We start from the raw sequence: 12,942 nt of genomic DNA on the forward strand, positions 1-12,942 counted from the left end.
GGCAAGTCACTGGTATGCCGTATGGCAGGCAACCGGATGTCCTGTCTGCATCGATTGCAGCGCGGCCTCGAACGCGGCGAGCGTCGCGAGCACATCTGCCTCCGGTACCGGGAACGGCTGTCTGCCTTCGACCGCGTCGGCAAAGGCGGCGAGTTCCGCGGTGAGCGTGTTGACGGCCGGATAACGCCTCGTCGCAGGTGCTTCGCCGGATGTCCGTAGCACCATCGTCCCCTCGTCGAGCACCTCTGCCGATCCCTTCGTTCCGAACACATGCACGCGCCAATAGAACGGTGTTGCGCGGATCGTCGCAAGGGTTGCATTGACGCCATTCACAAATTCAATCGCTAAAGTTGCAGTGTCGAGCGGCGGCGGTCCCGCCTCGCGTTCGCTCAACCGGGCATAGACCCGGCGTGCCGGACCAAGCAGGCTGACGAAGCCGTCGAGCACATGCAGCCCCGCGCCGGTCAGCCCGCCGCCGGGTGACTCCTCCGGCGACAGCCGCCAGCCCTGCGTGATGGCCTGCGAGTTCTCGTTGCTGTTGTGGCCCTCGGCATGCAGGATCGTGCCGAGTTCGCCGGAGGCTGCGATCGCGCGCAGCGCCTGCATCGAGGGCCAGAACCGGCGGTTATGCCCGACTGCGAGCAGCACGCCGGCGTCGCGGCAGGCCGCGAACATCTCGGCCGCATCGTCGCGCCGGAGCGCCAGCGGCTTCTCGCAAAACACCTGCTTACCGGCTCTGGCCGCCGCGATCACCTGGCCCTTGTGCAGCGAATGCGGCGTTGCCAGCAGCACGGCATCGATGCCTGGCTCGGCGAGCACGGCCTCCAGGCTTGGCGCAGGCGACAGGCCGTGCGCTGCGCAGAAGCTCGCGGCGCCGGGGATGTCGGGTTCCACCGCGCTGACGATCCTGAGCCGGGGCTCGCTCTGCGCAGCCTCGACCAGCGCGCGGCCCCAGCGGCCGAGGCCCGCGATCGCACAATTGATCATGAGTGGTCCTTGTCCTGATCGCGTCCGGCACGGATCGCCTCGATGATTGCGGAGCTGTCGCTGTCCGGGCCCTCAAGCGCGATCGCCGCGCGCAGCAGTTCGGCTTGCACGGAGGTCAGCGGCAGGGGCAGGCCGCGCCGGCCGGCCTCCTGCAGGATCAGTTCGGCGTCCTTCAAGGTCTGCGCGATGTGCGATTGCGGCGAGAAATCCCGCGCCAGCATCTTCGGTCCCTTGCTGTCCATCACTCTGGAATATGCCGCCGATTGCCGCGCGGTCGCAAGGAAGGTCGTGCCGTCGAGGCCGAGCGCCTCGGCAAGTGCGATGCCTTCGGCCAGCGCGGCGCGGTTGTTCTGCAGGATCAGGTTGATGGCGAGCTTGGTGCGGCTGGCATTGCCGATCGCGCCGACATTGATCCGCTGCGGGCAGAGTATGTCGAGCGTTGCGGCGGCGGCGATGATGTCGGCCTCACCGGCGACCAGCGCGGTGGCCGTGCCGGCGCGCACCTCGGCGCTGGTGCCCGAGATCGGCGCTTCGATGAAGCCAAGGCGGGCGTGCGCCGCGAATTCGGCGATCGCCGTAATCTCGCCCGGCGCGCAGGTGGTGGTGCAGATCACGACCGGCGGCAGCCTGGCGCTGGCAAGGTCCGGCAGCAATCCCTTGACCTGGGCCGCGTCGTACACCGCGATGACGATGGTCCGGCAGCGCGCCGCCACGTCGGCGGCGAAGGCCGCGAACTCGGCGCCGCTCGACCTCAGCCCATCGGTCTTCGCCGCATCGATATCGAAGCCGATCACGCCTACGCCGGCGTCGATCAGCCGCGCGGAAAGCGCCGATCCCATCAGCCCCAATCCGATCATGCCGACAGGTGTCTCGTGAGACATGATGCGACGCCGCTTCGCGCTATTGCGGCTGGATGCCCGCCGCCTTCACCTCCGCCGACCAGCGCACGACCTCGCTCTTGACGAAGGCGCCGAACTCGGCCGGCGTCAGCGGCGCCACGATCACGCCGACATCGGCGAGTTTCTTCTTCGTCTCCGGCATCGCGAGGTATTTGGCGCACTCGGCGTAGATCTTGTTGACGATCGGTTCCGGCGTACCGGCCGGCGCGAACAGCCCGTACCAGATGGTGGCCTCGAAGCCGGGCATCGCTTCGGAGAGGGCGGGCAGGCCGGGCGTGAGCTCGTTGCGCGCCGCGGATGTGACGGCGATGCCGCGCAAGGTGCCGCCCTGCATCTGGGGGATCGCGACCGAGAAATCGCCGAAGGTCAGGTCGATCACACCCGCCATCACGTCGGTCATCGCCTGCGGCACGCCGCGGTAGGAGGCCGCAATCAGCGACAGGCCGCCGCGCGACTGCAGCTGCGCGATCGAGAGCTGCGATGCGCCGGAGCCGTAGCCGGCGGTCAAATTGGGCGTGGCCTTGGCGTAGCTGAGGAACTGCGGCAGGTCCTTGGCCGCAAGCTTCGGGTTGACCAGCAGCACCATCGCCGTCGTGGTGGTGCGGATGACCGGTGCGAAATCTTTCACCGGATCGTAGGGCAGGCTCTTCAGCGTCGCGACGTTGCTGGCATGGGTGGTGTTGGTGCCCATCAACAGCGTGTAGCCGTCGGGCGCGCTGCGGGCGACTTCCTGGGCGCCGATGCTGCCGAGCGCCCCGGCGCGGTTCTCGATCAGCACGGTCTGGCCGAATGCGTCCTGCAGATGCTGGCCGACCAGCCGCGCGACATTGTCGGGGCCGGCGCCGGCCGGGAAGGGCACAATGATCTTGAGCGGCCGTTGCGGGAAATCGTCCGCTGCGAGTGCCGGCAGGCCCGGAAGTGCCGCGAGCAGGACGACGAGCAGCCCCAGCCGTAACTTCATCCCGGTCCCTCCGCGCCTGCTTTTGCAGATTTATACGGACAAATATATCCGAATGGCAAGCGTCCGGCCTATCGGAATATTGAGGCGTGCAGGATTTATCCGTATAAATAGCCCATTCAGGGGAGCCAGAAGACGATGGTGGACATCAGCGATCTCCATGCGCGCGGGCTGCGCCGGCGCCAGAAGATGTTCGGCGAAGGCGATGTCGCCAAGCGGATGGCGGCCGCGGGCGATTTCGGCACGCCGCTGCAAAACATCATCAATGCCTATGTCTATGGCGATGTCTGGGAGCGCAGCGGGCTGTCCGACCAGATCCGCAGCCTCGTGATGCTCGGCATCACCGCGGCGAGCAGCAAGCCCGCCGAGTTCCGCGTGCATGCCAAGGGCGCGCTCGCCAACGGCTGCACCGCCGCGCAGGTGCAGGACGTGCTGTTGCTGGTCGCGATGTATTGCGGCATCCCCGCCGCGATCGAGACCAGCAAGATCGCAGCCGAGGTGTTCGGCGAGGCGCCTGCGGAGGGGTAGGGCACCAGCCCGTGCCGTGATAGGGACGTTGCCGACTGCGACGGCAACAGGATGTGCCCAAGGATCTGCCATGTCCGCCTTCCCGACCTCGACCACCGTGCTCGATTCCGTGCTGTTCCGCGATGCCTTCGGCACGCGCGCGATGCGCGAGGTGTTTTCCGATCTGCGGCTGATCGAGCGCTATGCCGAGGTCGAAGTCGCGCTGGCGAAGGCCGAAGCGCGTTGCGGCGTGATTCCGGTTGAAGCGGCCGAGCAGATCGCGGAGCGGACCAACGTCGCCGCGTTCGATTTCGATCTGCTGCGGCAGGAGACCGATGTGGTCGGCTACCCGATCCTGCCGCTGGTGCATCAGATGGCAAAGCAGTGCGGTGAGGCCGGCCGCTATGTCCATTGGGGCGCGACCACCCAGGACATCATGGACACCGCCGTGGTGCTGCAGCTGCGCGATGGCCTGGGGATCATCGAGGATGACATCGCTGCGTTGCGCGGCATCCTCGTCGATCTCTCGAAGAAATACCGCGACACGCCGATGGCCGGCCGCACCCATTTGCAGCAGGCGCTGCCGGTGACCTTCGGCTACAAGACCGCAATCTGGCTCGCCGCGTTCGATCGGCACGCCGTGCGACTGGCAGAGCTGAAGCCGCGCGCACTGGTCGGCCAGTTCGCCGGCGCTGCCGGCACGCTGGCCTCGCTGGGCGACAAGGGCTTCGAGGTCCAAAAGGCGCTGTGCGAGGAACTCGGGCTCGGCGTTCCTGTCTCGACCTGGCATGTCGCGCGCGACGGTCTGGCGGAAGCGGTAAATTACCTCGCGCTGGTCACGGGAACACTCGGCAAGATCGCGCTCGACATCATGATCATGGCCTCCACCGAATTCGGCGAGGTCTACGAACCCTTCGTGATGGGACGCGGCGCGTCCTCGACCATGCCGCAGAAGCGCAACCCGATCTCGTCGGAGCTGATGCTCGCGGCCGCCAAGGCGGTGCGTCAGCATGCCGGCCTGATGCTGGACGCGATGGTGCAGGATTTCGAACGAGCCACCGGTCCGTGGCACGCCGAATGGATGGCGATCCCGGAAAGTTTTGTGCTGACAGCAGGCGCTTTGCACCAGGCCAGGTTCGCGCTTGGCGGCCTGATCGTCGACGGGAAGCGGATGGCCGACAATCTCGACGTCAGCCGCGGGCTGATCGTTGCTGAAGCCGTGATGATGGGCCTTGCGCCCGCGATCGGCCGGCAAGAGGCGCACGACGTCGTTTATGATGCCTGCCGTGTGGCCAACGACAAGGGCCTGACGCTGGCCGAGGCGCTGGCCGCGGATGATCGCGTCGCGAGCCGGATCGATCGGGCGACGATCGACCGCCTCACCGCGCCGAAAAACTATCTCGGCCTTGCGCCCGAGATGGTCGACCGGGTGCTGACGTCTGTGAAGCGGTAAAATTCGACGCAATTGCTCGCTGTGGCGTGATCGGGCGCCGCGGGCGGGAACCTTGCGAATGCGGATCGAATTGGACTACGAATCCTGAAGAGACCCTCAAACGACACGGCGCTTCATGACCGCACATCAACGCAATCTTTCCGCCTCGATCGATCCGGTGAAACTCGATCGGCTCGCCGAAGTCGCAATCAAGGTCGGCCTGCAGCTGCAGCCGGGGCAGGATTTGCTGCTGACCGCGCCTGCGGCGGCAATGCCGCTGGTGCGGCGGGTCGTGGAGCATGCCTACAAGGCCGGTGCGGGTCTCGTGACCCCGTTCTTCTCGGACGAAGAGCTGACGCTTGCGCGCTACCGCTACGCCAACGACGCGAGCTTCGATCGCGCCGCAGGCTGGCTCTATGAGGGCATGGCGAAGGCGTTCGGCGCCAACACCGCGCGGCTTGCGATCGTCGGCGACAACCCGATGCTGCTGTCGGGCGAAGACCCGACAAAGGTTGCGCGCGCCAGCAAGGCCAATTCGATCGCCTACCAGCCGGCGCTGGAGAAGATCGTCAATTTCGACACCAACTGGAACATCATCGCCTATCCGAGCACGTCGTGGGCGAAGCAGGTATTTCCTGACGATGCCGAGGACGTCGCGGTGGCCAAGCTGGCGGATGCGATCTTCTCCGCGTCGCGGGTGGACCAGGACGGCGCCGTCGCCGCCTGGGAGAAGCACAACGCGAAGCTGCGCGAGCGCACCGAATGGCTGAACGGCCAGCGCTTCCATGCGCTGAAATATTCCGGTCCCGGGATGGATCTCACGATCGGGCTTGCCGATGGGCATGAATGGGAAGGCGGTGCGTCGACCGCCAAGAACGGCATCGTCTGCAATGCCAATATCCCGACCGAGGAAGTGTTCACGACGCCGCACTGCCGCCGCGTCAGCGGCCACGTCGTCAGTTCCAAGCCGCTGTCCTATCAGGGCACGCTGATCGACAACATCTCGGTCAAGTTCGAGGAAGGCCGCATCGTCGAGGCCAGGGCCTCGCGCGGCGAGGAAGTGCTGAACAAGGTGCTCGACACCGACGAGGGCGCGCGCCGCCTCGGCGAGGTCGCGCTGGTGCCGCATTCCTCACCGATCTCGAAGAGCGGGCTGCTGTTCTTCAACACGCTGTTCGACGAGAACGCCGCCTCGCACATCGCGCTCGGCCAGTGCTATTCGAAATGCTTCGTCAACGGCGACAAGCTGACGCCGCAGCAGATCGCCGCGCAGGGCGGCAACAAGAGCCTGATCCACATCGACTGGATGATCGGTTCTGCCCACACCGACATCGACGGCATCCATGCCGACGGCCGCAGCGTGCCGGTATTCCGCAAGGGCGAGTGGGCGTAAGGGCGCAGCTAGCTAGCCCAGTTTGCGCGCGGCTCAGTCCCGTCATCCCCGCGCAACGGCTTCGCCGTTGTCGCTGGAGGTGCGCGCCCTTGCGCGCCTCGAAGGATGCACGGCCCGGATATCGTGGCGCGGAGAGGGCCCGGCCGTTCGCCATTCGAGGCTCGCTTCGCTCGCACCTCAGGGTGACGGGGATAGGTTTGCGGCGCCGGACTAACGTTGCAGAGGGCTATTGAAACCGCCGCTCGCGCGCGGCGATCAGTTCGCCTCGCATCGCCAGGAAGCGGCAGGTCTCGTGCTGCGGCCGGAAGCCGAGGCGGCGATAGATCTTCAGCGCGGGGGCGTTGCGGCTCGAGACATTGAGCCAGCAGGGATGTTCGACCGAAACGTCGTGTGCGCTCAGCACCCGATAGACCAGGAGCTGGCCGAGCCCGCGTCCCTGCCGCGCCGGGTCGACGGCGACCGACTCGATCCACATCGAGTTCCGCTCCGGTTCGGTCAGGCAGAAGCCCGACATCTGTCCGTCCTCCGAGGCGATCCAGACTTCGCTCTCGGTCAGGACCTGCGCCATTTCCTCCGGCGAATACAGCCGGAATGCGGCGTCCGAGGCATAGGCGGCGTTGTGGATGCGCGCGACCTCGCCCGCGCAGGCGGTGACGTCTGAGACCTGCTCGATAGTGGCACGGGCGGCCGCGAGCGTGCGCGCCGGCTGCAACGGCTCGACGCATGTCATCCCGATCTCGGACTCGACGTGAACAAAGCCGAAAGCGGCGACGAAGGCCATTCCCGCCGGCCAGTCGCTGCTCACCAGCGTCTGCACGGTGAGATCGGCGTCGGTGTCGATCGCAAGGACGTCGTCGACCAGCGCGAGGCCAATCCGGCGGCGCCGCATCTCGGGCGCAACGACGATCTTGAGGAAGCGGGAAAGGTGCGCGCCCTGGTCGCGCAGCGAGGACTCGGCGAGCCCGACCAGCCGGCCATTCAGCTCGGCAACACGAAAGTCGCGCCCGCCACGGTTCTGCGGCAGCTTCAGGAACTGGTCCCATTGCGGCAGCGTGACAGGGCCTAGCCGCGGTTCCACCGCGGCTGTCTTTGCGTAAAGTGCGACCACCGCTTCCGCATCAGCCTCTCGAAGCGGCCGGATGGTGATGCTGTCATCCATGAGTCGGAAGTTTACCCGATATCGAGCCGATAGACATCCTTTGCCGTCTTCAAGAACAACGCCGTCTTCTCGGCTTCGCTATATTGTGATGCAAGCCGTTTAAAGGTGTTGAAGATCACCTGATAGCTGCACTGTCCCTTATCAGGTGGGAAGTTGCTCTCGAACATGCAACGGTTCGGGCCGAACGCCTCGATGCAGGTCTCCACATAGGGCCGCCAGGCGGCGGCGAGTTCCTCCGACGAGGGCGGCCGGGGGCGCAGGTGGAAGTCATAGCCGAGCAGGCACATCGCCAGCCCGCCGAGCTTGACCACGACGTTCGGGCATGTGGCGATCTCCTGGATCGACGCCTTCCAGAGCGGAAAGGTTTCCGCGCGCTTGCCGGCGAAGCGGCCGGTGCCGACCGGGCCGCCGCAATGGTCGAGCACGATCCGTGTGTCGGGGAAGGCGCGGGCGAGGTCGGTGAGCTCGCCGATCTGCGGATGGAACAACCAGGCATCGAAGCTCAGGCCGAGCGGCGCCAGGCAGGCAAACCCCTTGCGGAAGGTGGCATCCAGCAGAATTCCCTTCGGCCGGTTTGCATACATGTGGGCGACATTGGGGTCCTCGTCCCAGGCCGAGGAGTGGCGGATGCCGCGGAACCGGCCGTTGCCGGCGGCAATCTCGGCCTCCAGGACCGCCTTGGCCTGGTCGCCGATCAGAAGGTTAACGTGGCTGACGATGCCGGCGCAGATCGCCGCCTTGCCGTAGCCTCCGCTCGCCGCCATCGCCGCGACGCCGTTTGCGAACTCGACCTCGCCGACCGGGCGGAACGCTTCCGGGCCATCGGCGCGGTACATCGACCGGCAGTCGACATAGACGGTGGCCACGATGTTGTGACCTGAGGCAATGTCGTCGCGCATGTCCTCGATCAGGTAGCGCAAGCCCCCGCGATCCCAGAGGTGGTGATGCGGATCGACGATCGGCCTGTCAGCATCGATGATCTCCTCGGCGTATTGGGCGAGCCAGTCTTCGCGCGGATCGGCATAGAGCCCGCTGGCGGAGGCGGGTAACGTGCTGGCCATCGATTTTCACTCCCGTTGGTTTTGCTTCTTCTTGAACAGAGACATTACACGCCGTCGAGAATGATCACCGTCGGCGTCGCAGGCAGGGTGTCGCGCGAAATCCGTAAGGTACGCTCGCCGCCGCGGCGGTCGATCTCGAATTGCTGGCCGATCAGGCGCATGAACTCATCGAGCGGGGTGGCGAAGCGGTGCATCGGCAGTACCACCGATGCGCGCAGCCGCTTGGTGATCTCGGAGATGCCGTCGAGCGACATCGTATAGGTGCCGTCGATCGGCACCATCACGATGTCGAGCCGGCCGATCGCCGCAAAATGGCTGTCGTCGAGCCTGACGTGGAGGTGGCCGAGATGGCCGATGCAGAGACCGGCGACCTCGAAGATGAAGATCGAGTTGCCGTCCTTGATCATCTCGCCGCCGGAATCTTCGCCCCAATAGCGGCGGATGTCAGTGGTGACGTTGCGGATATAGACGTCGCCGATGCGGTCAGCGTAATGCGCGGGCTGGCCGTTCTCGCCCCAGCCGTGCAGCACATGGGGAATTTTCGGGTCGGGAAACAGCGTGTAATGCGTCGCGTGGGCCCGGTTCATGGTCGCGACGTCGGGCAATCGCCCGGTCTGATAGACGCCGTTGTAGTCGGTCGCGATCCGGACGCCGCCGGGCGTGTCGATATAATAGGTCGAATGGCCGGCATAGGTGATCGCGACCTCGTCGGCCTTGGTGGCTGTCTTGGCAGCGACGCGTCGGAAGTTCACCGGAATGGCGCGCGGCGGCGCGTTGGCCATCGCCAGGCATTCGCTGCGCTGGGCATCTTGCGCGACGGCATGGCTGGCCAAGGTTCCCAGCAAGACGAGCGCGGCGAGCAATCTCAGCATGACCTGTCCCGTCATTGGCGGCGCCAGCCTATCGCGCAATGGCCTTGCCGTCATGATGAGACCAGCGCATCGCTCCATGGCGCTGATTGCAACACGATCCAGGCGATTATCGCGCCGCGACGCGCTACCATGCCGTGCAGATCATGGAGATCAGGGAGTTCTGCGTGACCGACACCGCCTCTTCGCCACGTGCGTCATCGACCAAACGGCTTGAGCCATTGCGCCATGTCGACGCAGGCGTGCTCAACATCGCCTATTACGAGGCCGGCCCGGCGGACGGTCCGGCCGTGTTGCTGATGCACGGCTTCCCCTACGACATCCACTCCTTTGTCGACGTTGCGCCGATACTGGCGGCGGAGGGCTGCCGGGTCATCGTGCCCTATCTGCGCGGTTACGGGCCAACGGTATTCCGCGACAAGGCGACGCCGCGCTCGGGCGAGCAGGCCGCGGTCGGGGCCGACCTGATGGCGCTGATGGATGCGCTCGACATCAAGCGCGCAGTGTTCGCCGGCTATGACTGGGGCGGCCGCGCCGCGTCGATCGGCGCGGCGCTGTGGCCGGAACGCTGCATCGGCTTGGTCTGCACCAATGGCTACGTGATCCAGGACATTGCGCATGCAATGGTGCCGGCGCCGCCGGAGCGCGAGGTGCCGCTCTGGTATCAGTACTACTTCCAGCTCGAGCGGGGGCGCGCAGGGCTTGCCGCCAACCGGCGCGGCATCGCGAAAATCCTGTGGTCGCAATGGTCCCCCACCTGGGCGTTCGACGAGGCCTGCTTCGAGCGGACTGCGGTCGCATTCGACAATCCTGATTATGTCGACGTCGTGATCCACAGCTACCGGCATCGTTACGGCGTTGTCGAAGGGGACCCGCAATATGCCGATCTGCAGCGGCGGCTCGCCGCATTGCCTGTGATCAAGGTCCCGGCCATCTCGCTCGACGGCGCCGACGATGGCGTGACGTTCGTGTCCGACGGCACTCGTACCGCGGCAAAGTACTCCCGCCGCCTGGCATATCGCGCAATTCCGGGCGTCGGCCACAATGTGCCGCAGGAAGCCCCTGAAGCATTTGCCGCGGCGGTGATCGAGGTGATGAGGGCTTAAGCGCGGTCTCACGCTTGCCGCGGGCTGATCTTCCAGGCGATGGCGAGCGTCATCAGCGTCAGGATGCCGCTGACCAGCGCAGCTCCTGGAATCGTCAGCGCCAATGCCGCGGTTGCGGCCCAGCCGATCGAGGAGAAGGCCTCCGCGAAGGTGGCGATCTGGGAGGAGGTCTGGCGCCGGCGGAACTGGCTGCGCTTGGCCTGCGCACGGAACCAGAGCTGGACGGCGGCAGCGGATGCGGTCGCGATGATGATCGCGATTGCCGTCACCGCAGCCTGCTGCGGCGAGGCGAATACCAATGCGGCCACCAGCGGCGCGAAGACCACGGCGATTGCGATCAGCACGACCTCGATCTTGGCACGGGTCACGCGCGACGGCGGCAGCGGCGCGGTCGCCACCAGATCGGGAGCGTCCTCGCCCGAGATGGTCAGCCACGCAAGCCCGCCGGCGAGCTGGCCCGCGGCCATCACGATGACAGGCGTAATCAGCACGATCGCGGTCGAGGTGCCGGAGAAGCTGCGCCACAGCATCAGCGCCGGCGGCAACAGATAGAGCATCTGCATCAGGCTCTGCGACAGCAGCCACGGATCGCGGCGCAGCAGCAAGATCTCCTTGCGTCGCAACGCCTGCTGCCGCGAGCCGGGGCGGAACGCGCGGGCGCGCCCCTGCGTGACCGCAGCCGGATTGGCGGCGACGCTCGCGACCGTGTCGGCAAACCGCGGTGCGAACACCGCCATCACGACGCCGAGCAGCACGAGGCTTGCTGCGAGCAGCAGCATCATGATCTCGAGATCGCCGAGTGAGGCGCGCGCCGGCCACCAAAGCAGGCTGTCGAGGGCGGGAGCAATTCGTGCCGCGGTATCCGAGGTCAGAAAGGCAAACCGCGACAGCGTGCCATAGGACAGCACGGCGACGATCTGCAGCGCGATGACGAAGCCCGCGCCGATGACGGCGGAGACGATCTGCGCCACAAGCCGGGTCCGGCTCGGCCCGATCAGGCGAAACAGGAAGGCGGTGACGGCGATCGCCGTGGCGGCCGCCGACAGCCCGATCGCAAGCACGACGCCGAAGCCGGCGAGCCAGCGCGGGCCACCGAGATACACCAGCACGTCGATGAAGGGCGTCGACAGCAAGAGCGCCATGCTGCTCACCGTCAGCGCGATGGCGGCGATCCGGATCGAGAAGATGTTGGTGAGCTTCGCCGGCGACGACATGATCAGATCGAGATCGGCCCGGGCATAGAACACGCGCGTCACCGATTCGATTGCCTGCGACAGCATCAGCGCCCAGGCCAGGAAGATCGTCGCGGTCAGCACGATCAGCGAGGACGGATCGAGCGGAAACCGCAGATCGGCATAGCGGCTGACCACGGCATACGCCGGCAGATGCAGGATCGCCGCGAAGATCAGGAGGCCGATCACCACGCGATTGCGCCGGCGCCGGCCGCCGGTCATCATCGCCAGCCATTCGCGCCAGGCCAGGCGGAATTCGTGGCGCACGAACCAGGTGAGATGGGCGGTCGAGCTCACGCGGCCGCCGCTTCGGTGTCGACCAGCGCGATGAACATGTCTTCGAGCGTGGTGTCATTGCGGCCATTCTGCGCGCGCAGCTCGGAAAGCGTGCCCTCGGCGATCAGTCTGCCGGCCGCGATCACGCCGATGCGGTCGGCCATGCGCTCGGCGACCTCAAGAATGTGAGTCGTCATGATCACGGTGCAGCCGGCGCGGACGCGCTCCTGCAGCAGCCCCTTGACGTGACGCGCCGACAGCGCGTCGAGGCCGGTCAGCGGTTCATCGAGAATGATCAGGCGGGGATCGTGCACCAACGCGCCGGCGAGCGCCACCTTCTGTCGCATGCCCTTGGAGAAGCCTTCGCAGCGCTCGTTGAAATGCGGCTCGAGCCCGAGCGACGCCAGGAGATCGCGCGCCGACTTCTCCGAGGTGCGGGGATCGATGCCCCACAGGCCGGCGACGAATTCGAGATACTCCAGCGGGGTCAGCTTGTCGTAGATCATCGGCTCGTCGGACACCCAGGCCATGATCTGCTTGGCTGAGACCGGGTCGGCCAGTGCGTCGATCCCGAGGATCGACACCGAGCCGGCATCGGGCCGCAGCAGCCCCGCCACCATGCGCAGCGTCGTGGTCTTGCCGGCGCCGTTCGGGCCCAGCAGTGCATAGAACTCGCCGACACGGACGGTGAGATCGAGCGCGTCCACCGCCGGGCGGTCAAAACGCTTGCTTAACCCTCGCACGGCGAGTGCGGACAGTTCCGAAGTCATGATGTTTGGCGATCCGGGAGTTCGCTCGTCGGTTGCGTGACCTTGGACAAAAACCGTTTCGGTGCAGTGAATCGCACGGGGACAATCGAACGCGATATCCGTATTAGTCCGTGCTGCGGTAAATCTCCGCAAATGTGATGATATAGCCGGATTAGCGGTTTGTTGACAGGGAACGGGCGTTTTGGCTCAATCGGGGCGGACATAGGCGGCTTTCAGCGCTCCCGACACAAGGGTGCGAAGGCGGGATGCAACGAGCGATCGGATAAGAATCGCCGGGCATCGGGGAGGGAACG

Annotated in this window: 12 protein-coding genes; 4 read left to right on the top strand and 8 right to left on the bottom strand. The window is 66.0% G+C overall.

Annotation, left to right across the window (positions count from 1 at the left end; all coding sequences use genetic code 11):
* Positions 1-6: 6 nt before the first annotated feature.
* Genes H8A92_RS08210 through H8A92_RS08220 form a run of 3 tightly spaced genes read right to left on the bottom strand, consistent with a single transcriptional unit; the run spans position 7 to position 2,847 of the window.
* A complete protein-coding gene (locus H8A92_RS08210) occupies positions 7-987 on the bottom strand; it encodes a Gfo/Idh/MocA family protein (RefSeq protein WP_229195331.1) in 981 nt (326 codons plus the stop codon).
* Positions 984-1,868, bottom strand: coding sequence for an NAD(P)-dependent oxidoreductase (locus H8A92_RS08215; RefSeq protein ID WP_229195333.1), 885 nt, complete (start codon positions 1,866-1,868; stop codon positions 984-986). The genes H8A92_RS08210 and H8A92_RS08215 overlap by 4 nt, the downstream gene beginning before the upstream one ends.
* 19 nt (positions 1,869-1,887) lie before the next feature.
* The gene (locus H8A92_RS08220; protein ID WP_229195335.1) at positions 1,888-2,847 is read right to left on the bottom strand and encodes a Bug family tripartite tricarboxylate transporter substrate binding protein; all 960 of its coding nucleotides are present in this window, start codon (positions 2,845-2,847) and stop codon (positions 1,888-1,890) included.
* A 135-nt stretch (positions 2,848-2,982) separates the two neighbouring features.
* Here H8A92_RS08220 and H8A92_RS08225 point away from each other — a divergent pair, with 135 nt between their 5' ends.
* From H8A92_RS08225 to H8A92_RS08235, 3 genes are all read left to right on the top strand, one after another.
* Positions 2,983-3,372: a carboxymuconolactone decarboxylase family protein gene (locus H8A92_RS08225; RefSeq protein ID WP_229195337.1), complete on the top strand. Its 390-nt coding sequence runs from the start codon at positions 2,983-2,985 to the stop codon at positions 3,370-3,372.
* A 70-nt stretch (positions 3,373-3,442) separates the two neighbouring features.
* Positions 3,443-4,804 (top strand): class-II fumarase/aspartase family protein, encoded by a 1,362-nt coding sequence (locus tag H8A92_RS08230; RefSeq protein ID WP_229195339.1) that lies wholly within the window; start codon positions 3,443-3,445, stop codon positions 4,802-4,804.
* A gap of 115 nt (positions 4,805-4,919) precedes the next feature.
* Entirely contained in the window at positions 4,920-6,176 is a 1,257-nt protein-coding gene (locus H8A92_RS08235; RefSeq protein ID WP_229195340.1) for an aminopeptidase, read from the top strand.
* Positions 6,177-6,402: 226 nt separating this feature from the next.
* On the opposite strand, the gene H8A92_RS08240 is transcribed toward H8A92_RS08235, so the two are convergent.
* From H8A92_RS08240 to H8A92_RS08250, 3 genes are read right to left on the bottom strand one after another with little or no spacing between them, the layout of a single operon-like run.
* Positions 6,403-7,335: a GNAT family N-acetyltransferase gene (locus tag H8A92_RS08240; protein ID WP_229195341.1), complete on the bottom strand. Its 933-nt coding sequence runs from the start codon at positions 7,333-7,335 to the stop codon at positions 6,403-6,405.
* A gap of 11 nt (positions 7,336-7,346) precedes the next feature.
* Positions 7,347-8,396: an amidohydrolase family protein gene (locus tag H8A92_RS08245; RefSeq protein ID WP_229195342.1), complete on the bottom strand. Its 1,050-nt coding sequence runs from the start codon at positions 8,394-8,396 to the stop codon at positions 7,347-7,349.
* Positions 8,397-8,440: 44 nt separating this feature from the next.
* On the bottom strand, positions 8,441-9,268 hold the full coding sequence (locus H8A92_RS08250; RefSeq protein ID WP_229195343.1) for an MBL fold metallo-hydrolase: 828 nt from the start codon (positions 9,266-9,268) through the stop codon (positions 8,441-8,443).
* 218 nt (positions 9,269-9,486) lie between these two features.
* Here H8A92_RS08250 and H8A92_RS08255 point away from each other — a divergent pair, with 218 nt between their 5' ends.
* Entirely contained in the window at positions 9,487-10,371 is an 885-nt protein-coding gene (locus H8A92_RS08255; RefSeq protein WP_229195379.1) for an alpha/beta fold hydrolase, read from the top strand.
* Between the two features lie 8 nt (positions 10,372-10,379).
* Here H8A92_RS08255 and H8A92_RS08260 read toward each other — a convergent pair whose 3' ends face one another.
* Positions 10,380-11,900, bottom strand: coding sequence for a permease (locus H8A92_RS08260; RefSeq protein ID WP_229195344.1), 1,521 nt, complete (start codon positions 11,898-11,900; stop codon positions 10,380-10,382).
* On the bottom strand, positions 11,897-12,649 hold the full coding sequence (locus H8A92_RS08265) for an ABC transporter ATP-binding protein (RefSeq protein ID WP_229195345.1): 753 nt from the start codon (positions 12,647-12,649) through the stop codon (positions 11,897-11,899). Before H8A92_RS08265 ends, H8A92_RS08260 begins: the two co-directional genes overlap by 4 nt.
* Positions 12,650-12,942 lie beyond the last annotated feature (293 nt).

The sequence above is a fragment of the Bradyrhizobium acaciae genome, from assembly GCF_020889785.1.
In the GTDB taxonomy this organism is placed as follows: Bacteria; Pseudomonadota; Alphaproteobacteria; order Rhizobiales; family Xanthobacteraceae; genus Bradyrhizobium; species Bradyrhizobium acaciae.

Coding starts and splice junctions, on each gene's coding strand:
- H8A92_RS08210 (WP_229195331.1), bottom strand. CDS start 987: ATGATCAATTGTGCGATCGCGGGCCTCGGCCGCTGGGGCCGCGCGCTG.
- H8A92_RS08215 (WP_229195333.1), bottom strand. CDS start 1,868: ATGTCTCACGAGACACCTGTCGGCATGATCGGATTGGGGCTGATGGGA.
- H8A92_RS08220 (WP_229195335.1), bottom strand. CDS start 2,847: ATGAAGTTACGGCTGGGGCTGCTCGTCGTCCTGCTCGCGGCACTTCCG.
- H8A92_RS08225 (WP_229195337.1), top strand. CDS start 2,983: ATGGTGGACATCAGCGATCTCCATGCGCGCGGGCTGCGCCGGCGCCAG.
- H8A92_RS08230 (WP_229195339.1), top strand. CDS start 3,443: ATGTCCGCCTTCCCGACCTCGACCACCGTGCTCGATTCCGTGCTGTTC.
- H8A92_RS08235 (WP_229195340.1), top strand. CDS start 4,920: ATGACCGCACATCAACGCAATCTTTCCGCCTCGATCGATCCGGTGAAA.
- H8A92_RS08240 (WP_229195341.1), bottom strand. CDS start 7,335: ATGGATGACAGCATCACCATCCGGCCGCTTCGAGAGGCTGATGCGGAA.
- H8A92_RS08245 (WP_229195342.1), bottom strand. CDS start 8,396: ATGGCCAGCACGTTACCCGCCTCCGCCAGCGGGCTCTATGCCGATCCG.
- H8A92_RS08250 (WP_229195343.1), bottom strand. CDS start 9,268: ATGCTGAGATTGCTCGCCGCGCTCGTCTTGCTGGGAACCTTGGCCAGC.
- H8A92_RS08265 (WP_229195345.1), bottom strand. CDS start 12,649: ATGACTTCGGAACTGTCCGCACTCGCCGTGCGAGGGTTAAGCAAGCGT.